At 61.2% G+C, this 23745-nt stretch carries 15 protein-coding genes and 1 tRNA gene; 6 read left to right on the forward strand and 10 right to left on the reverse strand.

The genetic code is table 11. The features are described from left to right. Nucleotides 1-61: 61 nt before the first annotated feature. On the forward strand, nucleotides 62-8605 hold the full coding sequence (locus tag IFU29_RS04405) for a non-ribosomal peptide synthetase (protein WP_191932819.1): 8544 nt from the start codon (nucleotides 62-64) through the stop codon (nucleotides 8603-8605). Nucleotides 8606-8684: 79 nt separating this feature from the next. On the opposite strand, the gene IFU29_RS04410 is transcribed toward IFU29_RS04405, so the two are convergent. The 3 genes from IFU29_RS04410 to fepD all read right to left on the reverse strand — a co-directional run bounded on the left by IFU29_RS04410 (nucleotide 8685) and on the right by fepD (nucleotide 11615). Beyond that, complete coding sequence (locus tag IFU29_RS04410; RefSeq protein ID WP_062742750.1) at nucleotides 8685-9491, reverse strand: ABC transporter ATP-binding protein; 807 nt, start codon at nucleotides 9489-9491, stop codon at nucleotides 8685-8687. A 2-nt stretch (nucleotides 9492-9493) separates the two neighbouring features. Then, entirely contained in the window at nucleotides 9494-10528 is a 1035-nt protein-coding gene (fepG, locus tag IFU29_RS04415) for an iron-enterobactin ABC transporter permease (protein ID WP_191932820.1), read from the reverse strand. Nucleotides 10529-10589: 61 nt separating this feature from the next. After that, a complete protein-coding gene (gene fepD, locus IFU29_RS04420) occupies nucleotides 10590-11615 on the reverse strand; it encodes a Fe(3+)-siderophore ABC transporter permease (protein ID WP_191932821.1) in 1026 nt (341 codons plus the stop codon). A gap of 170 nt (nucleotides 11616-11785) precedes the next feature. Between fepD and entS the strand changes: the two genes are divergently transcribed. Then, nucleotides 11786-13057, forward strand: coding sequence for an enterobactin transporter EntS (gene entS, locus IFU29_RS04425; RefSeq protein WP_191932822.1), 1272 nt, complete (start codon nucleotides 11786-11788; stop codon nucleotides 13055-13057). Nucleotides 13058-13117: 60 nt separating this feature from the next. Here entS and fepB read toward each other — a convergent pair whose 3' ends face one another. Further along, nucleotides 13118-14176: a Fe2+-enterobactin ABC transporter substrate-binding protein gene (gene fepB, locus IFU29_RS04430; protein WP_240043805.1), complete on the reverse strand. Its 1059-nt coding sequence runs from the start codon at nucleotides 14174-14176 to the stop codon at nucleotides 13118-13120. Nucleotides 14177-14302: 126 nt separating this feature from the next. Next, nucleotides 14303-15424, reverse strand: coding sequence for a Gfo/Idh/MocA family protein (locus IFU29_RS04435; RefSeq protein WP_191932823.1), 1122 nt, complete (start codon nucleotides 15422-15424; stop codon nucleotides 14303-14305). A 302-nt stretch (nucleotides 15425-15726) separates the two neighbouring features. Between IFU29_RS04435 and IFU29_RS04440 the strand changes: the two genes are divergently transcribed. Both IFU29_RS04440 and IFU29_RS04445 read left to right on the forward strand, forming a co-directional pair. Further along, nucleotides 15727-15802: transfer RNA gene (locus IFU29_RS04440), tRNA-Asn, on the forward strand. A 97-nt stretch (nucleotides 15803-15899) separates the two neighbouring features. Further along, nucleotides 15900-16598, forward strand: a complete 699-nt coding sequence (locus IFU29_RS04445) for an RluA family pseudouridine synthase (protein ID WP_191932824.1) — start codon at nucleotides 15900-15902, stop codon at nucleotides 16596-16598. A 34-nt stretch (nucleotides 16599-16632) separates the two neighbouring features. Here the strand turns inward: IFU29_RS04445 and IFU29_RS04450 are convergent, their stop codons facing one another. Continuing rightward, nucleotides 16633-17235 (reverse strand): glutathione S-transferase, encoded by a 603-nt coding sequence (locus tag IFU29_RS04450; protein WP_191932825.1) that lies wholly within the window; start codon nucleotides 17233-17235, stop codon nucleotides 16633-16635. Between the two features lie 3 nt (nucleotides 17236-17238). Continuing rightward, entirely contained in the window at nucleotides 17239-18090 is an 852-nt protein-coding gene (locus IFU29_RS04455) for an alpha/beta fold hydrolase (RefSeq protein WP_191932826.1), read from the reverse strand. 107 nt (nucleotides 18091-18197) lie between these two features. Here IFU29_RS04455 and IFU29_RS04460 point away from each other — a divergent pair, with 107 nt between their 5' ends. Beyond that, the gene (locus IFU29_RS04460) at nucleotides 18198-19094 is read left to right on the forward strand and encodes a LysR family transcriptional regulator (protein WP_191932827.1); all 897 of its coding nucleotides are present in this window, start codon (nucleotides 18198-18200) and stop codon (nucleotides 19092-19094) included. Nucleotides 19095-19129: 35 nt separating this feature from the next. Here the strand turns inward: IFU29_RS04460 and IFU29_RS04465 are convergent, their stop codons facing one another. Further along, complete coding sequence (locus IFU29_RS04465) at nucleotides 19130-19669, reverse strand: DUF2058 domain-containing protein (protein WP_191932828.1); 540 nt, start codon at nucleotides 19667-19669, stop codon at nucleotides 19130-19132. Between the two features lie 146 nt (nucleotides 19670-19815). Further along, nucleotides 19816-20631 carry an ankyrin repeat domain-containing protein gene (locus IFU29_RS04470; RefSeq protein WP_191932829.1) on the reverse strand — a complete coding sequence of 272 codons (816 nt, stop codon included), beginning with the start codon at nucleotides 20629-20631 and terminating at the stop codon, nucleotides 19816-19818. Nucleotides 20632-20786: 155 nt separating this feature from the next. On the opposite strand from IFU29_RS04470, the gene IFU29_RS04475 reads away from it, so the two are divergent. Continuing rightward, nucleotides 20787-21083 (forward strand): chorismate mutase, encoded by a 297-nt coding sequence (locus IFU29_RS04475; RefSeq protein WP_191932830.1) that lies wholly within the window; start codon nucleotides 20787-20789, stop codon nucleotides 21081-21083. Nucleotides 21084-21271: 188 nt separating this feature from the next. On the opposite strand, the gene katG is transcribed toward IFU29_RS04475, so the two are convergent. Then, nucleotides 21272-23485 (reverse strand): catalase/peroxidase HPI, encoded by a 2214-nt coding sequence (katG, locus tag IFU29_RS04480; RefSeq protein WP_191932831.1) that lies wholly within the window; start codon nucleotides 23483-23485, stop codon nucleotides 21272-21274. Nucleotides 23486-23745 lie beyond the last annotated feature (260 nt).

Here is a 23745-nt window from a genome sequence, read left to right on the forward strand (position 1 = left end):
CAGCCCTGGCCCCACCGTTTTCACACTGGATTTTCATTTTCTATCGACAGGAATTGCCACCGTGTCAGAAGCTCAGATCACGCCTGAAATACAGGCTGAATTTACCGAATATCCGCTGGTTGCCGCGCAGCCTGGGATCTGGATCGCCGATCAGATCGCCGCGACAGGAAACAGCTATGCCGTCGCCCACTACAGTGAGCTGCACGGCAACATTGACCGCCCCTGCCTGGACGCCGCGATCCGCCAGGCGATGTCCGAGGCGGATACCGTGCAGGCGGTTTTCTGCCTTGCGGAAGACGGCAGCGTCGTTCAGCGGCTTCCGCATGCGCGTACCCCCGAGCAGGTACAGCCTGTTGAATGGATAGATGTCAGCCAGCGCAGCGATGCCGTGCAGGCGGCACAGGATCTGATGCAGGCCGACCTGGCTGCCGACCTCCCTGCTGACGGTGACCGTCCGCTGTACCGGCAGGTGATGATCCGCGTCAGCGCTGACCGCTGGTTCTGGTATCAGCGTTATCACCATCTGATGCTGGATGGCTTCAGCTTCGAGGCGCTGACCCGGCGCGTGGCGGCAGTCTATCACTCCCTGCGCGCGGGCCAGACGCCGTCGCCCTCGCCGTTTATCTCCTTTGGTGAAGTGGTTGCCGAATATCAGGCCTGGCAGCACTCACCGGCCTGTGAGCGTGCGGCGTTGTTCTGGCAGCAGCACGGTAAAGACTTTCCGACGGCGATCTCCCTGTCGGGTGAAACCTTCAGCCACCACGGCCGCACGTCACCGCTGAAACAGCAGGTCACCCTGCCGCCCGCCCTGCTGGCGGCCCTGGCCCAGCAGCCAGGCCTGCGGGAAACCGCGCCGGCGGAGATTGCCAGCGCCCTGCTGGTTGCCTATCTGGCACGCATCAGCGGTGAATCCCGTCTGAGCATCGGCTTCCCGTTTATGCGCCGGATCGGTTCGGCCGCGCTGGCCGCTACGGGGCCGGTGGTCAACGTCCTGCCGCTGCTGCCTGACATTGATGACAGCATGACGCTGGCCGATGTCAGCCAGGCCCTGCAGAGTGAAATCAAACAGGTGCGCCGTCACCAGCGTTATGAAGCAGAGCAGCTGCGTCGCGATCTCGGCCTGGTCGGTAGCGGCCAGCCCCTGTATGGCCCGGTTATTAACCTCAAGATTTATCACGACAGCCTGGCATTTGACGGTATTGATGCCGTCAGCCACACCCTGGCGATGGGGCCGGTGGACGATCTGGAGTTTGAGATCGGCTTCCAGCTTGGCCAGCTTCAGGTCACGCTGGTCGCCAATCCCGATAAATATGACGCGCAGATGCTGGCCTGGCACGGCGAACGGATCGTCTGTCTGGCAAGACAGCTGGCGCAGCAACCGCGTCTGCCGCTGGCCAGACTGGCGCTGGTTACCGGGCTTGAGCAGCAGCAGATTGATGAGTGGTCGCAGGGGATCGCCGTGACGCCGCCGGAGGGTGTGGTGTCGATACTGGCCATGCTGCAGCGCCAGGTGGAAGCACAGCCCGATGCCACCGCCGTCGTCTGCGGTGATATCAGCCTGACCTACGGACAGCTTTCTGCCCGGGCAATGCAGCTGGCACGTGAGCTGATGGCCCGCGGTCTGGGTGCGGATGATGTTGTGGCGATTGGCCTCCCGCGCTCGGTGGATTCGCTGGTGGCCATTTTTGGCGTACTGGCCAGCGGGGCCGCCTATATGCCGCTGGATCTCGACTATCCACGCGAGCGTCTGGCGCTGATGTGTGACGATGCGCAGCCACAGCTGCTGCTGACGCACAGCAGCCTGGTGGCTCGCATGCCGGAAGGGGTCTGTCTGTGTATTGATGACGCCGACGTGCGCGCCCGCTGTGATGCCCGCGCTGCCACCCCGGTCAGCGACAGCGAACGCCGCGTCGCCCAGCAGGGTGAGCACCTCGCCTATATGATCTACACCTCCGGCTCTACCGGTCGCCCGAAAGGAGTAATGAGCACCCACGCCGGCCTGCTGAACCTCTTCCTGTCGCACCAGGCCAACCTGTTCGGCCCGGCCATTGAGCGTTTCCACCGCAACCAGCCGCGCCGCATGCGCACCGGCCACACCGCCTCGTTCTCCTTCGACTCGTCATGGGAGCCGCTGTTCTGCATGATGATGGGCTGTGAGCTGAACATTTTTGATGAAGAGCTGCGCCGTGATGCGTGGGGCCTGTTACAGAAAATGAAACAGGTGCCGGTCGACCTGCTGGATATCACCCCGTCGTTCTTCTCGCAGATGATTGATGCGGGACTGTTTGAGGCCGACAGCCACCGCCCGGCGTTTGTGATGATCGGCGGTGAAGCCGCCACGCCGACCCTGTGGAAGCTGATGCAGCAGCACCCGGAACTGGAGATCCATAACTACTACGGCCCGTCCGAATACACTATCGATACGCTGGGTGCCAGCGTAATGGTTTCTGACCAGCCGGTGATCGGCCGCCCGGTGGGTAACACCCGGGTCTGGCTGCTGGACAGCAGGCTGCGCCCCGTCCCGGTGGGCTGTGTCGGTGAACTTTACATTTCCGGCACCGGGATGGCGCGTGGCTACCTCCGCCGTCCGGACCTGACCGCTGCCCGTTTCGTCGCCAACCCGTTCCTTGAGGGCGAGGTGATGTACCGCAGCGGCGATCTGATGCGCTGGCGCAGCGACGGGCAGCTGGCGTTTATTGGCCGCGTCGATCATCAGATCAAAGTGCGGGGGTTCCGCATCGAGCTGGGGGAAGTGGAAAATGCCCTGGTGGCGCTGGAAGAAGTCAGTACCGCCGTGGTGATCGCCCAGCCTGTCGGGGCCACAAACCGGCTGATCGGTTACTGCTCGGTATCTGACGATGCCCTGCGCGCCGACGCGCAGCTCTCAGCGAAGCTGCTGGCGAAGCTGGCCGTGACCCTGCCCGACTATATGGTGCCGGCCATCCTGATGGTGATGGATGAGCTGCCGCTTAACGTCAACGGGAAAATTGACCGTCAGGCGCTGCCTGAACCGCAACAGATGGCCTTTACTCCCGGCCGCGAACCGCAGGGAGCGGAAGAAACGCTGATCTGCAAGGCAGTGGCCGACCTGCTGGGCATGGAGCGCGTCGGCGCTGACGATGATTTCTTCGCCCTCGGCGGCGACAGTATTTCTGCAATGGGGCTCGGCACCGCCGCCCGCCGCGCAGGCTATCTGCTGCGCCCGCGCGATATTTTTGCCCAGCGCACCCCGGCGCGCATGGCACAGAATATGCCGCCGCTGGCGACCCGCGCGGCGGTCAGTCAGGTGAAACAACAGGGGGCGATCGCTGGCCTGCCGATCCTACACTGGTTTAACCAACACGGCGGTATTAACCAGCGCTTTGCCCACGGCGTCTGGTTAAGGGTACCGGCGGCGCTGCAGCCTGCGCAGCTTGAGCAGGCGCTGACCACCCTCAGCGAGGCACATCCGGCACTGGCCGCCTTTACCCGCGACGGCCAGCTGGTGGTCGGCGAAGCGCCTCCGGCCGGACCGCCCCCCCGGGTCAGTACGCTGATGCTGAATGACGCACCGGAAGCCTGTGCCGAAGATGCGTTTGACGCGGCCGTTCACCGTCTTGATCCGGCGAACGGCGTGATGATGCAGGCGACGCTGCTGCAGCATAAGGGACTGACGTTCGGTCTGGTGCTGGTGATCCACCATCTGGTCGTGGACGGTGTCTCCTGGCGCGTCCTGCTGGAAGATCTGCGCGAAGCGGCCGAAGCGGCCATCAACGGCACGCCGCTGACGCTGCCACCTGAAGAAACCTCACTGCATGACTGGTCAGCAGCACTGTTGCGCGATACCGCCCACCGGACGTCTGAGCTGCCGTTCTGGCAGAGCATGTTGCAGGATCCTGTTCCGCTGCTCGGCCAGCGCGCTGTGCACGGACAGGATACCCACGGTGAGATGAAAGAGAAGCGCACGCTGCTGAACGGCAGTCAGACGCAGGCCCTGCTCTCCACGCTGCCGCAACAGTTCCGCGCCAGCGTGGAGGAGACGCTGCTTTGCACCCTGTCGCTGGCACTGGCCGATCGCTTTAAGGTCCGCCAGCTGCGCTATACGCTGGAGTCACACGGCCGCGCTGAACTGGAAGGCGATCGTGACCTGGCCCGCACTGTCGGCTGGCTGACCGCCGAATACCCGCTGCTGGTCACACTGGGAAATAGCGATAACGGCACGCTGCGCGACACCGTCCGCGCGGTCAAGCATGTGCTGCGGGCCGTACCGGATCGCGGCATTGGCTACGGTCAGCTGCGCTACCTCGACGCCGTCCGTGGGCCAGAGCTTAAGACACTGGCGCAGCAGCACGCACCGGAAGTGCTGTTTAACTACCTCGGACGCTTCAGCGCCGGGGACGAACTCTGGACACCCCAGCGCACACGCAGGCATTTCCGCGACGCCTTTGCCGTGTATCAGTCCCCGGCGATGCCGCAGCTGCACGGGCTGGAGGTGAATATCTTTGTGGATGAAAACGGCGCGATGCCGCAGCTGGCGATCAACTGGGGCTGGCTCAGCGGCGTATTCCGCGAAGAGGATATCGATGCCCTGCATCAGGCCATGGCAGACGCCTGCGAGGCGCTGGCCGGGTTTGCCCGCCGCCATCCTCAGCAGGCATGCGATACCTTAGTGGCCGCCGAGGTCGCGATGGCCGATGTCAGCCAGCAGGATGTGGTGGCGCTGGGTGACCGCCACGGCCCGCTGGCCGCCGTGCTGCCGCTGCTGCCGCTGCAGAAGGGGCTGCTGTTCCATGCGGCCACCGCCGATAACAGCGGCAGCTATAACTCCCTGACCCGCCTGACCTTTAGCGGCGCGCTGGAGGAGGATCGCCTGCGGGCGGCGCTGGATGCCGTGGTGCGTCACCATCCGCAGCTGGCAGCACGTTTTGACAGCGAGCAGACACTTCAGCCGCTGCAGCTGATCCCGGTGTTGCCGGTCGGCCAGTCCGTCTGGACGCTCGACCGCCATACGCTGCCGGTGCTCCCCCCGCAGGACGAAACAAACGCCCTGCTGGCGCTGGAAAAACGCGAGCTGGCGCGGGACCTGTTCAGCCAGCCGGTGATGCTGCACGCGCTGCTGGTGGAGCACGCCGGAGGCGACCGCTTTACCCTGATGCTGAACGCCCATCACCTGGTGGTGGACGGCTGGTCAACGCCGGTGATTTTAGCCGACCTGTTTACCGCCCTGTGGCACGGCCCGCAGGCGCTGACGCCGCACCGCTTCAGCTACGCGGATATCGTCCGTCAGCTTGCCGGGCGCGACGCGGCGGCCTCGCGTCAGCGGTGGCAGCAGGTATTACAGGACGTACGCCCGACGCTGCTGTTCGGCAGTGAGGCCCACACCGGCCCGGTGCACGACCTTGATCTGGTGCTGGAGCCTGAGCTGGAACGCGGCCTGCTGGCGCTGTGCCGCCGCCGTGGCCTGACCCTGAACAGCGTTATGCAGGGCCTCTGGGGCATGCAGCTGGCGATTGAAAGCGGCCATCAGGACGTGGTGTTCGGCTCCCCGGTGTCCGGCCGCTTCGGTCAGATTGACGGCCAGGATCAGCATGTTGGCCTGTTCAGTAACACCCTGCCGGTGCGGGTTCGCTTTGACAGCCAGCGACCGCTGCTGGAGCAGCTGGCCGATCATCAGGCACAGCAGATCCAGCTGATTGAACATGACGATCTGGGCCTGGGCGAGATCCAGCAACTGGCCGGCAGCGGCACGCTGTTCGACACCCTGCTGGTGGTGGAGAACTATCCGGATAACACCGACCTGTTGCAGGGGCACAACGGCCTGCGCTGCGACCACATCAGCAACCGGGGCTACACCCACTACCCACTCACCCTGCTGGTGCTACCGGGCGAGCGCCTGCACCTGCTGATGGAATATCGCGATGCGGTGCCGCACCCGCAGCGTTTTGCCGACCGCCTGCTGATGCTGATTGCCCAGCTGGTGGCACAGCCTGACCTGCCGCTGGCGCGCTGGCAGCTGCAGACGCCGGATGAACGGGCGCTGATTGCCAGCATCAATAACACCGCTTACCCGGTCGCCCCCGGCACGCTGCAGGGGGCCATTGAGCAGCAGGTGAATCGCACGCCGGATGCGCTGGCGCTGCTGGACGGCGAACATCGTCTGACCTATCGCCAGATGCAGCAGCAGGCGCGGCGGCTGGCCGACCGCCTGATTAATGCCGGAGTAAAACCCGGGGATATCGTCGCCGTCGCCCTGCCGCGCTCGGTACGCCTGAGCCTGGCGCTGACCGCTATTCTGCAGGCCGGCGCTGCCTGGCTGCCGCTGGATACCGGCTACCCGGATGACCGTCTGGGTTATATGGTGGACGATGCGCGGCCGCGTCTGATTATCAGCGAAAGCGCCTTAGCCGCGCGCTTTGCCGTGATGGGGCCGATACTGACCTTTGACCAGCTGAAAGAGGAACCGCATTCGCCACGGCACCTGCTGCCACCGGCAGACAGCACCCGCCCGGCCTATGTCCTCTACACCTCCGGCTCCACCGGGCGACCGAAAGGCGTGGTGGTGGGCCAGCAGGCTATCGTTAACCGCCTGTGGTGGATGCAGGACGAATACCCGCTGGACGCCAGCGACGTGGTGTTACAGAAAACCCCGTGCAGTTTTGACGTCTCGGTGTGGGAATTCTTCTGGCCGCTGATGGTCGGATCGCCGCTGCTGATGGCCCCGCCGGAAGCCCATCGCGACCCGGAGGCACTGGTACAGCTGATTGAAGACTACGCCGTGACCACGATGCACTTCGTGCCATCGATGCTGGCGGCGTGGGTGACGGCGCTGGAAAGCCGCGACGGCGAGGATAAAGGCTGTCACAGCCTGCGTCGCGTGTTCTGCAGCGGGGAAGCCCTTTCCTGCGAGCTGGCCGCCAGCTATGAAGCCCTGATCGCCGCCCCGCTGCATAACCTGTATGGCCCGACCGAGGCCGCCGTTGATGTGACCTGGCATCCGGCCAGCGGTGAAAGTCTGAAACAGTGCAGCGGCGCGGGCGTACCGATTGGCTACCCGGTGTGGAACACCGAACTGCGCATCCTTGATGCCCTGCTGCGCCCTGTGCCCGTCGGCGTGGCGGGCGACCTGTATCTCTGCGGTGTGCAGCTGGCGGAGGGGTATCTGTACCGTGCCGACCTGACTGCCCAGCGCTTTGTCGCCGATCCGTTTGCCGACGGTGAGCGCATGTACCGCACCGGCGACATCGCCCGCTGGCTGGACAGCGGTGCCGTGGAATACCTCGGCCGCAGCGACGATCAGCTGAAAATTCGCGGTCAGCGCATTGAGCTGGGCGAAATTGAACAGGCGCTGCTGACCCTGGACGGCGTGGCGCAGGCGGTAGTTGGCGCGCGCGAACTGGGCAGCGTGGCCGCCGTCGGGGCCGATGCCCGTCAGCTGGTAGCCTGGCTGATTGCCCAACCGGGGCTGGCACTGGATACCCGGGTCGTGCACCAGCAGCTGGCGCAGCGCCTGCCGGCGCATATGCTGCCGGTCAGCTACGTGCTGACCGACCGTTTCCCGCTGAGCGCCAACGGCAAGCTGGACCGCAAGGCCCTGCCATCCCCGCAGGCCCCGCAGTCGGCTGGCCGCCTGCCGCACGGTGAGCATGAGCAACTGCTGACGGAACTTTTCACCCGCCTGCTGGCGCGTGAAACCGTGTATGCCGATGATGATTTCTTCGCGCTGGGCGGGCACTCGCTGCTGGCGATGCGTCTGGCTGCCGAACTGCGTCGTCGCCTGGCAACGCCGCTCACTATCGGGCAGATCATGGCTGCGCGCAGCGTGGAGAACATGGCCCGTCTGCTGGATGAGGGTGCCCACGGCACCAACGCCGGGACGCGTGCCAACGGTGAAAGCCTGCCCTTCCGCAGCGGGACCGGGCCGGTGCTGTTCTGTATTCATCCGGCATCCGGCTTTGCGTGGCAGTATTCCGGTATGCTGCGTCATCTTGGCGGTCACTTCCCGATTGTTGGCCTGCAGTCGCCGCGTCCTGACGGTGTGATCGCCGCCTGTGCCAGCGTGGATGAAATGTGCGATCGCCATCTGGCGACACTGCGCAGCATTCAGCCGCAGGGGCCGTACCATCTGCTGGGTTACTCGCTGGGCGGCACCCTTGCCCACGGGATAGCGACCCGCCTGCAGCAGCAGGGGGAGACGGTAAGCTTCCTGGGTCTGCTGGATACCTATCCGCCAGAGGGTCAGGACTGGACACGGCCGTCAGAGGAGGAGGCCCGCGCGGAAGTCGAACGTGAGGAAGCGGAGTTTATGGCAGCGACCGACAGTGACGATGCGCTGTTACAGGCGGAAAAAGCGGCGATGTTCAGTACCATCGTGACGAACTACGCGGATGCGGTCCAGCGTCTGAGCACCGCCTCTACCCCGCGCTTTGCCGGTCAGGCCACGCTGTTTGTGGCGAAAAAGACGCTGCCCGTCGGGATGGATGTGCAGAAAAGCTGGGCACCTTACCTGCAGCAGTTACGGGTACACGAACTGGACTGCGATCACATGGATATCCTGTCCCCGGCATCCCTGGTCACACTGGGGCCCTTGCTGGCGCAGCTGATGGTGGAGTGTAAATACCTGGCGTAAAACAGAGGCGGACCCAAAACCCGGTCCGCCTCTGGGATCCTCGTATCAAGGTCGACCTTTTATAACGGTCGGCCTTTTTTTATGGCCGGTGATAACGTCCGCACGGGACGATCATCGGCGTGTGCGATACCGGATCGTCAATCACCACGCATTCCATGCCAAAGACCTGCCGGACCAGCGACGCATCAACGATCTCTGCTGGCTGGCCCTGGGCCACGATCTGCCCTTCCTGCATCACCACCAGATGGTCGGCATAGCGACAGGCCTGATTCAAATCATGCAGCACGGCCACCAGCGTATGCCCGCGTTCCTGATTTAACTGACGGAACAAATCCAGCAGTTCGATCTGATGGGCGATATCCAGCCAGGTGGTCGGCTCGTCCAGTAACAGCAGGGGCGTTTGCTGTGCCAGCACCATCGCTACCCATACGCGCTGACGCTGTCCGCCGGAGAGCTCATCCACGCTGCGCTCTGCCAGTTCACTGACGTTCGTCGCCTGCATCGCGCCGGCCACCGCCTGGCGATCGGCTTCGCTCCACTGCTTCAGCAGGCTCTGGTGCGGATAGCGCCCGCGCGCCACCAGATCGGCCACGCTGATCCCCTCCGGCACAATGGCATGCTGTGGCAGCAAACCCAGCTGGCGCGCCAGCGCTTTGGTGCCCATCTGGTGAATATCCTCGCCATCAAGCAGTACCTGGCCGCTGCGCGGCTTCAGCAGACGACACAGGGCGCGCAATAACGTTGATTTGCCACAGGCGTTCGGGCCAATGATCACCGTGAACCGGCGGTCGGGGATCTGCACGCTGAGTTCGCGGGCGATCACCTTCTGGTCGTAGGCCAGCGTCACTCCGCTGGCCTGAAGGCGTGAGGGGGAAGAAAGTTCCATGGTTAACGACGTGACTCCCTGATAAGTAACCCGATGAGATACAGCCCGCCGATGCTGACCGTGACGGCCCCCACCGGCAGCTGTATCCCGTTAAAAGCATGTTGCGCGACGACGTCTGCCAGCAGCAGCAGCAGCGCCCCGGTTGTGGCGGCAGAGAACAGCGGCACAGCATGTGCGCCGGTCAGCCGCTTGGCGATCTGCGGGGCGGCCAGAGAGATAAAGGCGATGGGCCCGGCGCTGGCGGTGGCAATCGCCGTGAGGATAATGCCGCACAGCATCAGCCAGAGGCGGCTGGATTCCGCACTGATCCCCAGCGCCCGCGCACTGTCATCGCCCATCTCCATCAGTTGCAGACGGCGGCTGAGCAGCAGCGCGACCAGAATCGTCAGCGGCACCAGCAGCAGCGCAGGCTGACCTTTCGCCCAGGTGATACCGTTCAGCGATCCGGCCCCCCACAGCGCCGCACTCATGGCACTTTCCAGCGAAGCGCTGATAATCAGCCAGGTATTCAGCGCGGAAAGCACCGCGCCGACGCCAATACCGACGATAATCAGGCGGAAACCCACAATGCCCTGACGCCAGGCCAGCAGATAGACCAGCGCCGCCGCACCGATGCCGCCGACCAGTGCCCCTGCCGCAATCTGATAATAGCCGCCGCCAAACGCGATAATCATCACCAGTGCGCCGGTAAAAGCGCCGGTATTAAAACCGACCACGTCCGGACTGCCCAGCGGGTTACGAATGGCTGACTGGAAGATTGCGCCGCTGACGCCGAGGCCGGCCCCCAGCACCAGTGCTAACATCGCGCGTGGCGCACGCCACTGCCGGATGACGGTGATAATACCGCGCGGCCCCTCTCCCTGCAGCGCCTGCCACACCTGCCCGGGGCGAATACTGAGCGTGCCGTAGCACAGGGCAAACAGCGCCAGCGCAACGGCCAGCAGCAGCAGCGTCAGGTTAACCCACATCACCCGGGATGACAGGCGCAGATTCAGCCAGCCGTCCGCGCGCCCTATTATTAACGTTCTGCTGTGCATGCAGATCTCCCTTAAAGCCCGGGTTAACTCAACCGGGCTGCAAAATGGCAGGTAACAAAGCCTAATGCCTGCGCTGACGGACCAGCCAGATCAGAACAGGGGCCCCAATCAACGCGGTGACAATCGACACCCGTAATTCGCCCTGCGCCATAAACCGCCCGGCAATATCGGCGGTGAGCAGCAGCACCGGGGCCATTAAAAATGAATAGATCAGTATCCAGCGCTGGTCGGCCCCCACCCACCAGCGCGCCACATGAGGCACCATCAGGCCGACAAAACCAATCGGCCCCACCAGCGCGGTAGACGATCCGCAGAGCAGCATCACCGCCAGCAGCGCCAGCAGGCGGATCAGCACCACCCTTGTGCCCAGCGCGGCGGCAATGTCCTCGCCCATGCTCAGGCTGTTCAGCGAACGCGATACTGCCAGCGCCAGCACCGCTCCCGCCACAATCGCCGGAGCAACAATAAGCAGATTGTCCATTGTGCGGATATCCAGCGTTCCCGCCTGCCAGAAGCGCAGCTGATCAAAGGTTTGCGGATTCAGCAGCGACAGTGAGGAGGTCAGTCCGCCCAGTACCGCACTCAGCGCTACCCCTGCCAGCGTCAGGCGGACCGGATTCACCCGTCCCCCGCTGAGGGTACCAATCGCCCAGACGGCAATACTGGCAATCAGCGCGCCGCCCCAGGCAAACCCCAGCCAGCCAGCCATGCCGCTGACGCCAAACAGGGTGATGCCCACGGCCATGGCAAAGCTGGCTCCGGCATTAACACCCAGTATGCCGGGGTCGGCCAGCGGATTGCGCGTCAGCGCCTGGATCACCGCCCCGGCACCGCCCAGCGCCAGGCCGACCAGGATCCCGGCCAGTGTGCGCGGCAGACGGGCATTGAGAATGATGATGCTGTCAGCACTGGTCAACTGACCGGACAGGCTCTGCCACACCACGGCCGGCGCAATGGATTTGGCCCCCAGCATCAGGCTTGCCAGGCTGACGGCCGCCAGCAGGCACAGGCAGATAATGACACCGCCGGCGCGTGAAATGCCTGCCGACAGTGGAGTGGTACGAGGGGAAGCGTGCTGCAATGACATCCCTGACAGATCCTCCATACATGCAAATGAATATGAGTATTATTATCATTAACGTTACTAACCGAATATGTTACCATGCGCACCGCCAGAAAAACATCGGCATCCTTACGCGCCGCACCGGACAGCGTTCCGGCCGCCAGGCACCGGCCCATCAACACACATGGACACTCATGGCTAAGCCCTCCATCCTGCTTGATTTCAGTCTGCTGAAAAATAACGCCCCTTTCCGCGCCATCTTTTGCGCCCGCATGCTGTCCGTCTTCTCGCTGGGCATGCTGGCCGTCGGCGTGCCGATCCAGATCCAGGCCATGACCGGCTCCACCCTGCAGGTGGGGGTCGCGGTGATGCTGGATGGGGTCGGTATGTTTATTGGCTTAATGCTCGGCGGCATCCTTGCGGACCGCCTTGACCGCCGTAAGCTGATCCTGTTTGCCCGCGGTACCTGCGGTATTGGCTTTGCCGCCCTGAGCCTCAATGCGTTTCTTCCCGCACCGTCGCTGTGGGCGCTGTATGTGCTGGCGGCGTGGGATGGCTTCTTTGGTGCGCTGGGGATGACGGCACTGATGGCGGTGATCCCGCTGCTGGTTGGCCGGGAAAACCTCGGTGCGGCAGGGGCGCTGAGTATGGTAACCGTGCGCCTCGGGGCGATCCTCTCCCCGGCGATTGGCGGGGTGATCATTGTCGCCGGTGGCGTCGGCTGGGCGTTTGCCGTTGCTGCCATCGGCACGCTGGCCACGCTGATCCCCCTGGTACGCCTGCCGACGATGAAACCGGACGCGCAGGAGCCGGAACACCCGCTGCGCGCGCTGGCCAGCGGCATTCAGTTTGTCTGCCGACAGAAAGTGGTAGGTTCCGTGGTGCTGTTGGGCATGCTGGTCAGCATTGTTGGCGCGGTGCGCATCCTCTTTCCGGCGCTGGCCATCAGCTATCACGCGGATGCCTCCGCCATTGGCCTGATGTACTCCGCCGTCCCGCTGGGGGCGATGATAGGTGCCTTTACCAGCGGCTGGGTACCGCGTCACGGACGGCCGGGGATTCTGGTGCTGGTCAGCGCCACCTGCGCGTTCCTGGCGATTGCTTCGCTGGGGCTTTACAGCCACTTTATTCCTGCCCTGCTGGCCCTGGTGGTATACGGCTACTGCAATGCCATTGCTTCGCTGCTGCAATATATGCTGATTCAGCACCATACGCCTGACCACCTGCTGGGGCGCGTCAACAGTCTGGGTACTGCTCAGGATGTGACGGGAGATTCCGTAGGGGCGCTGGGCCTGGGCGTATTAGGTAAGCTGTTTACGCCGGTGGTGAGCGTACTGTCGTTCGGTGCGGCAGCGGCCGGTGTCGCGCTGGTGCTGGCCGGTCTGGTAGGGACATTGCGGCGGGCAACGCTGACGACAGCGCCCCCTGCCCCGTCGGAGGCGTCAGAGCCGGTAACCCATTCGTAACCGGCATCATCTGACAGGGGCCGGCCGGACAAACGGCGGGCCTTCTGTCAAACGGTCCGCTTAGCGGGCTTTAAAGTGCCGTTCGATACTGTCCAGCATATTGCTGGCACTGAAGTAATCGAGGCGGAAGGTATCCGGCCCCATTGCATACACCTGGTTGTTTTTTACCGCAGTAAGATGCTCCAGGAACGGATTCGCCCGTACCCTGCCCACCGTGGCATCATCTGCGGCAAACAGCAGCAGACTTTTCCCGGTTAATCCTGCCGCCATATTTTCGCCTGACAGCTGAATAATATCGTTACGCTTGCCCATGCTGGTGCCACCGTGTACGTCTGCGGGTGGCATCGCCAGCGTAAAGCCCAGCGCCGACAGCAGCTTGCCCTGCGCAGACGCCTCCGTCCACAGGTTCAGGCCGCGGCCGTCTTCGTAGTAAACCAGCGCCGAGACCGGCTGCGGCGGTAACGCAATCGCCTGTTTGACCGCCTGTACCCGCTGTTCGAAACGGTCAATCACCGCACTGGCGTCCTTCTCATGCCCGGTGATCTCCCCCAGCTGTACCGCCAGCTGCTGCCAGCTTTTATCGCCGTAGTCGATCACCAGCGTCGGGGCGATAGCGGAGAGCTGATCGTACAGCTTCAGCGCCGAGTCCCCCCCGGTAGCGGAAATCACGATCAGGTCCGGTGCGGCCGCGGCAATCGCCTCGGCGTTGGGTTCCGTGATATACAGCGGCTTCAGCCCGATCTGAGCGGCCTCGGCGCTCCACTGCTTAAAAAAACCGCGATCGTCAGACACCGTGCTGTTACGGCTGGTGCCGCCGGACCCGACCAGTGGCGCATGGATGGCCAGCAGGGTGCCGGTGATGGTCACGCTGGTAGAGACGATACGCTCAGGGGCCTGCTTCAGGGTCAGAGGCCCTTTGGGGGTTTGCAGGGTGCGCGGCCAGCCCTGCTGTGCCTCCGCTGAGGCTGGAGCAGGCACCGCAGACGCCTGCGAAGCGTCCGGCCGATCGGCGATATGCTGTGTTGAACAGCTACGGACAGACACCACAAAGATCAGGGCGGCGGCAACCAGTACTGCGCACAGTACCGGGAAGGAGAAGGTTTTTTTCATCTTGGCCATTACGTTGCAAATGAGTCTTATTATCATACATTTAATGGCGAACAAATTAAACGGCTTATCGCGGGGCGGTGCGGACGGGCAAGAAGAGAAATGAAAAAGGCCGGGTCCCCCCGGCCTGACAGCGCGTCAGACTTTCATCCAGCGCCGCTCCGCTGCTGAAACCGCTATCGCTTCCAGCACTTTCGATACCTGCAGGCCTTCTGCAAAATCAGGCCACATGCGATCCCCGGCGGCAATACCGTTAATCAGATCGCGGACTTCTACGGTTTTCTGGTCGTTAAAGCCGATGCCGTGCCCGGCAGAGATGCAGAATGACGCATAGTCAGGGTGTGCCGGGCCGGTGAGGATGGTTTTGAAGCCCTGGCGGCCTGCCGGATCGTCATGGATATACAGCGCCAGTTCCGCCATGCGCTCCTGCGTGTAACGGAGGCTGCCTTTGGTACCCGTCACTACGTAGGTCAGGCCCATTTTGCTGCCGCAGGCAATGCGCGAGGTTTCAATCACCCCGTGCGCACCGTTAGCAAAGCGCAGCAGTGCGCTGGCCTGGTCTTCGTTTTCCACATCACGCATCAGCGAGCGATTTTTCGGGTCCGGGCGCTGTTTGATCACCGTCATCATATCGCCGCTGACTTCATCAATATTGCCCACCAGATAGTGCGCCATATTGACGATATGCGCCGCCAGGTCGCCCAGCGCCCCCAGACCCGCCAGTGCTTTCTGGCAGTGCCAGTCCAGCGGCGTCAGCGGGTCAGCCAGGTAGTCCTCGTTGTGGGTGCCGTAAAAATGCACCACCTCGCCAATTTCCCCCCGGGCGATGATCTCTTTCGCCAGCTGGCTGGTCGGGTTTTTCATATAGTTGAAGCCGACCAGCGTTTTCACCCCGGCTTTTTCCGCCGCCCGCACCATTTCTTCAGCATCGGCCGCGTCCAGCGCCAGCGGTTTTTCTGAATAAACATGTTTACCGTGCCGGATTGCCTCCAGCGCCATCTCTTTGTGCAGGAAGTTAGGGGCGCAGATATCGACCACATCAATATTGTCATCCGCCACCAGCTCCCGCCAGTCACCGGTCGACCGGTTAAACCCCAGCGTTGCCGCCTGCGCGCTCGCCAGCTGCGGATTGACCTCTGCCAGCATCTCACGCACCAACTCCCCTTTCAGGTTAAAGACCGTCGGGGCCTGAGCATAAGCGATTGCGTGGCAGCGTCCGATATAACCGGTACCGATCAGCCCGATTCTGACTTTTTTCATGGTGGGTCCTTAGGGTGGGAGAAAAATGAAACAAACATTCAATACCCATGGAATGTATATACCGAAACTTAGCGTATCAATGTCAAAATGAAATAAACGTGATCACCCTGACGAAAATCAGTGCAACACGGCTGCAAGCCCCGTCACACCCTGCAAAGCATGCCGCGAAAGCATCATTATTGTGGGGAAACTCACACCGCTGTCAGGAAGGTGCTGCTTTATTCAGCAGTTGAACCAAAAGCGTGAAATCAGGCTTTGACATCCCCTGCCCCGCTGGATATGATGCGCCCCGTTCCAACAATTCCTCTGTAGTTCAGTCGGTAGAACGGCGGACTGTTAATCCGTATGTCACTGGTTCGAGTCCAGTCAGAGGAGCCAAATTCGAGAAGCCCGCTTAAGGAAACTTAAGCGGGCTTTTTCATTTACGGTTTCAGCCGGGGTGCTCCCTGCCCCCACTCTCGCTCCGGGCCGCCTGATGTCTGCCATTATTGATGACTTTATTGCTCCACCCTGCCATGACGACATTGAGATCCTCTTTCAGGATGACCATCTGGTGCTGATCAATAAGCCCGGCGGGCTGCTGAGCCTGTCGGGGAAAAATGCGCACAATATCGATTCGGTGCACCACCGTCTGGTGAAGATCTTCCCCGGCTGTACTCTGGTCCACCGTCTGGATTTCGGCACCTCCGGGCTGATGGTCGTGGCGCGCAATAAGGCAGTGAATGCCGCCCTCTGCCATCAGTTCAGCCAGCGCACCGTGAGCAAGGTATACAGCGCCCTGCTCTGCGGGCATCTGGCGAACAATGAAGGCGTGATAGACGCGGCGATTGCCAAAGATCCGGCGCTGTTTCCACGGATGTCGATTTGCCCGCTTAACGGCAAACCCGCCCGCTCCCGCTATCGGGTGATTGAGCGCCTGTCCCCTGCACCGCAGGAAGGTTTCTCCGTGCCGTTAACGCGGGTGCAGCTGATGCCGGAGACCGGGCGAACCCATCAGCTGCGTATTCACTGCCAGCAGCTTGGTCACCCCATCCTGGGGTGTGACCTGTACGGCGGCCGTCTGCTGCCGGGAACGGAGCAGACCACGCGGCTGATGCTGCACGCCAGCGAACTGGATTTTGTTCACCCCGTCAGCGGAGAGCGGGTGACCGCCCGCCACCCCAGCCCGTTCTGATCCCGCCCGGAAAAAATTCGGCGGGCCTGCCGTTTCAGTTTGCCGGGGCGGCGAGAAACGCCGGTCGCTGTTCGGCCAGTTGACTGAAGCTGTCCACCCCGGGGTAATCCGCACGGCTGACCACATCCGGCAGCATCAGGCAGGTAAAACGCCACGCCACGGCGATACTGATCCCCCCGTCGGTGAGGATAGCGGGAGAGTGTACCTGCAGATGCCCTTCCAGCGCCTGCCATACACCGTGAAGCTGTCGGGTCACCCTGTCGACCCAGGGCTGATGCTGTTTTTCCTCCGGCCGCAGACGCCGTTCGTAAACGATCTGCACCGCTTTTTCACAGGCCGCCAGTGCCAGGCCGGTCAGGCTCACATCCCTCACCCTGTCCTCTGCGGATTCAGGCACCAGCGCAGAGGTGTGCGGCGACAGATCCTGCAGATATCGGATAATCAGTGAGGATTCCATCAGGATCTGCTGGTCATCCGTTATCAGCGTCGGGGCTTTGACCGCCGGATTGATTTTAGCGAACGCCTCAAAATCACCAAATACCGACAGGGGGCGGTGTTCGTACTGCAGGCCGAGCACATTCATACAGACGGCAACGCGTCTGACATAGGGCGAATCCAGCATGCCGATCAAAACCATAGCTTACCTCCGGGTAGATTGATTAACGAACGCTATAACCTGTGCAGCGACAGGCTGGGGGATATCTTCCATCAAAAAGTGTCCGGCGTGCTGATAAATATGCAGGGTGGAGCCGGGAATATCGTGCTGCAGGCGTCGGGCATAGTGGACGGGCTGCCATTCATCGTCTGCACCCCATAAGATCTGCACGGGCAGCCGGAGCTGCGGGAGCCTTTCCGCGAAGTCTGCCGTGTAGCAGGCATTATAGTGGGCTACCTGGTGCTGATAAAATGAGGCCTGCCCCAGCGTGCCACAGAGGGGGGCGAGGAACTGTTCCAGCCGCTCCCCGGCCATCAACGGCTTATTAAAAACCGCCATCTTCAGCTGACGCGTCATCGTGCTGCGATGCTCACTGGCCGGTGTCAGCGCATACTCTGCGTAGCGATCCCGCATATCCCACCACGTGGGCGACGGCCACGAGTCGTAGCACGGCGCATCGGCAACCGTCAGGGTCAGCAGACGCTGCGGTTCGTCCAGGGCCAGCCGGAGGGCAATCGCCCCGCCGATATCGTGGCCAAAAAGATGCGTTTTTTCCAGCTGCCAGTGGTCCAGCAGATCATGCAGGAACGCGACCTGCGCCGCCACTGAGGTATCGGCCTGCAGGGGGCGCTCGGATGCGCCATACCCGGGCAGGTCATACAGGTGTACCTGAAAACCGGCGTCTACCCATAGCGGCACAAGCGCCTGCCAGATAACCGTATGGGCTGGGGTGCCGTGAACCAGCACCAGAGGGATACCGGAACCGTGAACCCCCGCCGCAATGCGGCAGCCATGAATCACAACGTGCTGGTTCAGTAATGAATGTTCGCGAGGCATAGTCTGCTCCTGAGTCACATTAACGTGGTATCAGCAGGCTACGGCTTGACGGGGTATGACACCAGTGACATTGTTTACCGATGAAAACTCACTTTTGTCATACTTAAATGAATAAACGTCTTTCAGTGGATGCACTCAGGGTATTCAGAACCGTGGTGCAAACCGGCAGCATGACCAAAGCCGCCTCGCTCCTCAACCTGAGCCAGTCGGCGGTGAGCTGGAAGCTGCGGCGGCTTGAGGATCAGCTGCACTGCCCGCTGCTGACGCGGGTCGCCGGCAAAGCCGCGCCGACGGAAAAAGGCAGCGTACTGTTGCAGCATGCGGAGAAAATACTCCATGAACACGACAACGCCGTGGCCTTTTTTTCCCCGTCGGCGCTGCGGGGCAGGCTGCACGTTGGGGTGACGGAGCAGATCTCGCTGCCCACGGTGTGTGCGACGATTGCGCGTTTCACCCACCATCATCCGGAGGTAGAGATTCAGCTGGAGGTGGAACAAAGCCATGTGCTGCGGCAGCGTTATGATGCGGGAGAGCGGGACCTGATACTGCATCAGGATTTCACCGGCGTTCGTTCAGCGGAAGACCGCGTGCTGTGGAGTGAGAAGCTGTACTGGTGCGCGCCTGCGACCTGGCGCTACACGCCCACACGGCCCCTGCCGCTTATCAGCTGGGGGCCGGACTGTTTTTACCGCCGCCTGGCGGAGGAACAGCTACACCAGGCTGATATCCCTTACAGAGTGATGCTGGCGTGCCCTTCCATCGCCGGGATGCTGGCGGCGATCCATGCCGGTCTGGGCGTCGGCATCCTGAATGAAGCCAGCGCGGATCGCGGCGTCCAGCCGGTTGCAGAACTGGAGCAGAGGATGCCGCTGCCGGCGGTAGACGCCCTGCTGCGGGTCAATGAACACCGCCATAATCCGGCCAGTGAGGCTTTCTGCCTGATGCTGAGTAAACAGCTGCAGCATCCGGCGCAAGCGGGCGATAACAGGACGGTGACGGGCTGATACGGCGCGAATGTCGTATCAGCCGCCAGCGCCGTTTACCACATCAGGTCGTCCGGCACCTTAAAGTCAGCGTACGGATCTTCTTCGTCCTGCTCTTCCTGACTCAGTGCGCTGTTCAGGACAATGCTGCTGGCATCCCGCTGGGCAATTTTGTCGGCAACGCTGGCCGGGATAATGGCGTACTGGCTCTCGCCGCTGTTATCGGCCACCAGACGCGCAATGGCCAGTCGGCCGCTGATCAGCTGGGACTGGGTGAGCTTATCAACGGATATTTTTTTGATCAGGTTGCCATCGGTAAAGTTAAAGCCGATATCCCCTATTGAGATATCCACCCTGTTCATTTCGATCAGCTGCTTCACCTGTGCTTTGTACTCTTTGGATAACGCAGCCTGTTTCTGCTGTTCGCTCAGCTGCTTATCACGCTCGATCTGGGCTTTTTTATTCTCTTCCACCGCTTCTCTGGCCTCACGGGCCTGCGCTTTGGATTTTTTGACCGTTCTCTGCACTTTGGCCATCTTTTTGCTGCTGACGAGGCCTGCTTTCAGCATCTGTTCTTGTAAGGTCAGTTTTGTCATGGTGATTTCTGAATCCGCTGTAAATTTGCCGGGATTATACCTGTAATTGCCGGGGCTGTGCCAGGTGAAGGGGACTGAGTTTTGAGGGGCACATCTCCCGACGGCCCTCCTCGCACTCAGGACTGCCTGAAAAGCCCGTCACGCCGTCATAACAGACTGACTTCCGGTCGCGTGGAGGCCGATCCGTTCCAGCGCACCTCAAAGCCGCACTTGTTGCAGCAGTCGGTGATAAGTGTGCCAACGCGCAGTAAATCCACCTCGGCGCCTTCTGGCGCGCCCCAAAACCCCAGCGAAAGATAGCTGGTGCGTTTAGCACGGTTTTGATCTTGCCGGGTGTAGAAACAGAACCCCTGTATGCCGGTTTTTTCACCCTTATGCTGGTGGAACCGCTCAGTACAGGACGCAAAGGCGTCACTCTGGGTATCACCCGCATCCTGCAGCGCGATAAGCCCTTCCTGCTCAAGGGTGGCAAAGAGGGTATCAAGGCGCGTTTTAGCGGCTCGCCACTGCCCGGCGGTCATCCTGACAGGGTCAGGCTCTGGCTGTTTAACGGGGACGGACCTGCCTGTAACATGAGCAAGCAGCGCGATGACCTCATCAGAGAAAGCGTTCGTCATGATGTGATTACCACACACATCGCAGATATCCGCCTCAGCCCCCGCGTCGAGGAGTATTTGGACATGTGCAACGTCACTGGCGAATTCGGCTGCATAGTAAAGCGCCGTGCCTCCGGAGGGGCCCCTGGCCTCCAGCGGGCTGCCGGCATCAATAAGCATACGCAGGATGTCCAGCATCGCGGTGTGCTGAGTCGCCGTCAGGTTGTGAGTGCCCATCGCCGCCGCCTGAAGCGCGGTGAAGCCCCAATCGTTCACTGCCGCAAGATTGGCACCTGCAGCAATGCACACGCTGACCTCTCCGGCATCCCCCCTCTTTATCGCATCGAAAATATTCCGGGCATTCATACAGGCGTTCCTTGTTAAAAAGACAGGAGAGTATGGCGGTATTCTACAGGCATCGGCAGATTAAGGGGGTCTGAACATCACGGCGATAAAGTCATAGAACAAATCAGGGTTTGGTGTATGCTTATGTACTTATGTACTAGCTATGGAGATCAACAGTGAATTTTACCACCATTGAAGAGGTCAGACATCGTATTGACCAGATTGATAGCGAACTGGTTCACATCATCGCTCAACGCGCCGAATGTGTGAAAGCGGCAGCGTCTTTTAAAAAAGACCCCTCGGCTGTTCGCGCTCCGGACCGCGTCCAGCAGGTTATTGATAAGGTGTGTAAGACAGCCGTTGAGGAAGGCCTTCCCGTCGTCATTATCGAAAAAGTCTACCGAACCATGATCGGCGCGTTTATCGACTATGAGCTTGAGCAACACGGGCAGTTAAGTAAGGAAAAAATCTGACAGAGAAGTGGGATCTGGTGAAACGCAGAGCAAAAAGCGGAAGTGAGCGCTGATTCTTATCGTTGACAGGTTATCCCCTCAGCGACTGCGCTCTCTGAGATAACGCTTTACACCACGCCAGACAAAAAGCCTAACGCAAAAAAAAGCCCGCCCGAGTTTCCTCCAGCGGGCCTTCAGGGTTAGCGTGCTCAGATATCGAAACGGTCCAGATTCATGACCTTCGTCCAGGCAGCCACGAAGTCTTTTACAAACTTCTCTTTTGCGTCGCTGCTGGCGTAAACCTCAGCAGAGGCACGCAGTACCGCATTGGAGCCAAACACCAGATCGGCGCGGGTCGCGGTGAACTTCACCTCGCCGTTCAGCCGGTCACGCCCTTCAAAGCGCTCTCCACTGCCGTCGGCCGCCTTCCATTCGGTACGCATATCCAGCAGATTGACGAAGAAGTCAGTAGTCAGCTCACCGACACGTTGGGTGAAAATACCGTGCTGACTGCCGTCTGCGTTGGCACCCAGCGCACGCATGCCGCCGATCAGCACCGTTAACTCCGGTACGGTCAGCGTCAGCTGCTGTGCTTTGTCGATCAGCAGATTTTCCGTCGACGTGCGGCCGTGAACGCCGCGATAGTTGCGGAAGCCGTCGGCTTTCGGCTTCAGCAGTTCAAACGACTCAATGTCTGTCTGTTCCTGACGCGCATCCACGCGGCCCGGGGTGAACGGTACTTCAATCGTCACGCCAACGGCTTTCGCCGCCTGTTCCACACCGACCACACCCGCCAGCACGATAATGTCGGCCAGCGAGGCTTTCTGCGTTGACTGCTGGATCGCCTCCAGTACCGGCAGGACGCGGGCCGCCGTGGCGTTGACCTCCCACTCCCTTTGCGGCAGCAGGGCCAGACGGGCACCGTTGGCCCCGCCGCGCTTGTCACCGCCACGGAAGGTTGAGGCCGACGCCCAGGCAACCGAGACCAGTTCACTGACGGTCAGACCGGAAGCAGCAATGTTCTCTTTCAGCAGCGCAATATCCGCCACCGTCGGGTGATACACCGGTACCGGCAGCGGATCCTGCCAGATCAGATCCTCTTTCGGCACTTCAGGGCCGATATAGCGGGCTTTTGGTCCCATATCGCGGTGGGTCAGCTTATACCATGCGCGGGCAAAGGCTTCGTTAAACGCCTGCGGATCGCCGTGGAAACGACGGGAAATTTTCTCAAACTCCGGGTCGAAACGCAGCGTCAGATCGGTCACCAGCATGGTGGGTTTGTGTTTTTTGCCACTGTCGAACGCATCAGGAATAATATCCGCTGCATTAGCGGCTTCAAACTGAATGGCACCCGCCGGGCTGCGCGTCTGCACCCAGTCATACTTGAACAGGTTCTCAAAGAAGTAGTTGCTCCACTGCGTTGGCGTCTGCGACCAGATCACTTCCAGACCGGAGGTGATGGCATCGGCTCCGACACCGCTGCCGTGGGTGCTGGCCCAGCCCAGGCCCTGCGCTTCAATTGGCGCAGCTTCCGGGTCGTCACCGACGTGTTTGGCATCGCCGGCACCGTGCGTTTTACCCAGCGTATGCCCCCCGGCAATCAGGGCGACGATCTCTTCATCGTTCATCCCCATGTTACCGAAGGTGGCGCGGATCGCCGGGGCGGCCGACGCCGGGTCGCCGCTGTGCTCAGGCCCTTCAGGGTTGACGTAAATCAGCCCCATTTCGGTAGCACCGAGCGGGGAAGCCGCCAGGGATTCCGGGTGACGGTGTTCAAGCCAGGTGGTTTCATCCCCCCAGTTCACGTCCTGATCCGGTTCCCAGACGTCTTCACGCCCGGCACCGAAGCCAAAGGTGCGGAAACCGGAGTTTTCCAGCGCGACGTTACCCGCCAGAATATAGAGATCGGCCCAGGAAATTTTCTGACCGTATTTTTGCTTCACCGGCCACAGCAGGCGGCGTGCCTTATCCAGGCTGACGTTATCTGGCCAGGCATTCAGCGGGGAGAAACGCTGCTGGCCACGCCCGGAACCGCCACGCCCGTCAACCGAGCGGTAGGTGCCGGCGCTGTGCCAGGCCATGCGGATGAACAGACCGATGTAGCTGCCCCAGTCGGCAGGCCACCAGGACTGTGAGTCAGTGAGCAGCGCTTTAATATCGGCTTTAAGCGCAGAGTAATCTAATTTGGCGAATTCTTTACGGTAGTCAAACCCTTCATCGAGCGGGTTAGAGCGGCTGGAATGCTGATTTAGCAGGTCGACCCGAAGCTGATTAGGCCACCAGTCACGGCTGGTTGTACCGCCGCCGGAGGCTTTATTACTCTTTCCTTCATGGAAAGGGCATTTCCCGGCCGGGGCTTCGCGGTCAGCCTCAACGATCGGCTTCGCTTCTTCTTCGGGTTTTTCATCAAATGAATGGCTCATGCTCACACTCCCTTATTTATTGTCATGGCTACTTTATACGCAGAGCTCACCAGGTCACACCAGTATTACCCTATGTATTCGATAGCTCTGAATGTGAGTTTTTTGCCATCACCCTGCGAATAACGACAATGACGGCGTTTTCGCCTGGAGTAAAGTGTCCCCCTACAATAAGAGAGGTTTTATCTGATTATCGGTAAACGATCGGGCTCCGCCAGCCAGGATTTTCGCTATCGGCAAAGGGTGTTTTTGGCTATAGTTCC

It is taken from the genome of Erwinia persicina (assembly GCF_014838825.1).
Taxonomy (GTDB): Bacteria; Pseudomonadota; Gammaproteobacteria; order Enterobacterales; family Enterobacteriaceae; genus Erwinia; species Erwinia persicina_A.

Excerpts from the sequence above, each read along its gene's own strand:
- IFU29_RS04445 (WP_191932824.1), top strand. The coding sequence starts at position 15,900 with ATGTCTGCCATTATTGATGACTTTATTGCTCCACCCTGCCATGACGAC.
- IFU29_RS04410 (WP_062742750.1), bottom strand. The coding sequence starts at position 9,491 with ATGGAACTTTCTTCCCCCTCACGCCTTCAGGCCAGCGGAGTGACGCTG.
- IFU29_RS04470 (WP_191932829.1), bottom strand. The coding sequence starts at position 20,631 with ATGAATGCCCGGAATATTTTCGATGCGATAAAGAGGGGGGATGCCGGA.
- fepB (WP_240043805.1), bottom strand. The coding sequence starts at position 14,176 with ATGGCCAAGATGAAAAAAACCTTCTCCTTCCCGGTACTGTGCGCAGTA.
- fepG (WP_191932820.1), bottom strand. The coding sequence starts at position 10,528 with ATGCACAGCAGAACGTTAATAATAGGGCGCGCGGACGGCTGGCTGAAT.
- entS (WP_191932822.1), top strand. The coding sequence starts at position 11,786 with ATGGCTAAGCCCTCCATCCTGCTTGATTTCAGTCTGCTGAAAAATAAC.
- IFU29_RS04455 (WP_191932826.1), bottom strand. The coding sequence starts at position 18,090 with ATGCCTCGCGAACATTCATTACTGAACCAGCACGTTGTGATTCATGGC.
- IFU29_RS04450 (WP_191932825.1), bottom strand. The coding sequence starts at position 17,235 with ATGGTTTTGATCGGCATGCTGGATTCGCCCTATGTCAGACGCGTTGCC.
- IFU29_RS04435 (WP_191932823.1), bottom strand. The coding sequence starts at position 15,424 with ATGAAAAAAGTCAGAATCGGGCTGATCGGTACCGGTTATATCGGACGC.
- fepD (WP_191932821.1), bottom strand. The coding sequence starts at position 11,615 with ATGTCATTGCAGCACGCTTCCCCTCGTACCACTCCACTGTCGGCAGGC.
- katG (WP_191932831.1), bottom strand. The coding sequence starts at position 23,485 with ATGAGCCATTCATTTGATGAAAAACCCGAAGAAGAAGCGAAGCCGATC.
- IFU29_RS04465 (WP_191932828.1), bottom strand. The coding sequence starts at position 19,669 with ATGACAAAACTGACCTTACAAGAACAGATGCTGAAAGCAGGCCTCGTC.
- IFU29_RS04460 (WP_191932827.1), top strand. The coding sequence starts at position 18,198 with ATGAATAAACGTCTTTCAGTGGATGCACTCAGGGTATTCAGAACCGTG.